The organism is Mesorhizobium sp. M7A.F.Ca.CA.002.04.1.1, assembly GCF_004022805.1.
In the GTDB taxonomy this organism is placed as follows: domain Bacteria; phylum Pseudomonadota; class Alphaproteobacteria; order Rhizobiales; family Rhizobiaceae; genus Mesorhizobium; species Mesorhizobium ciceri.
Map to the genome: position 1 here is coordinate 1 of NZ_RZPL01001233.1, position 679 is coordinate 679.

The window sequence follows — 679 nt, forward strand, 5'->3', positions numbered from 1 at the left end:
GAGTTAGAGCGGGTCGCCGTTTCCGTGAAACGGTGAACTGCTCTTGGGGAGTGAGCCATGAACTACACCAGGATGGGGATCGAGAAAGAGGCACCGGAAGAATACGGCTACGACCGTATCCGCTTTAATCTTTCCGAAAGCTCGATCGCCGACCAGAAGCTCTCCGACATCGGCCTGTCGCTGCCCGATCTCACGCTTTTCTATGGCGAGCATCGCGGCGACAAGCAGTTGCGTGCACTGATATCGGCGCAGGATGCCGGCATTTCGCCGGATGATGTGCTGGTCACCGCCGGTGCCGCCGGCGCACTGTTCATCATCTCGACCTCGCTTTTGTCGGCCAACGACCATCTCGTCGTCATCCGGCCCAACTACGCCACCAACATCGAAACCCCAAGGGCGATCGGCTGCGCCATCAGCTTTGTCGACCTGGCATTCGAGGAAGGCTTCGCCATCGACGTCGAACGCGTCAAGGCCGCGATTCGGCCGGACACGAAGCTGATCAGCGTCACCTGCCCGCACAACCCGACCGGCACGATGATGAGCCGAGCCGAGCTCGATGCGCTGGTGGCGCTTGCCGAGGCTCGCGGCTGCCATCTGCTGGTCGACGAGACCTATCGCGACCTCTCCTACGGCAGGCGGCTGCCGACGGCTGCCTCACTGAGCCCAAAGGCGATCAGCG

1 protein-coding gene is annotated in these 679 nt (G+C 62.0%); it reads left to right on the forward strand.

The features are described from left to right. Positions 1 to 57: 57 nt before the first annotated feature. On the forward strand, positions 58 to 679 hold a 622-nt coding region (locus tag ENZ75_RS33530), incomplete at its 3' end, for a pyridoxal phosphate-dependent aminotransferase (protein ID WP_164888264.1).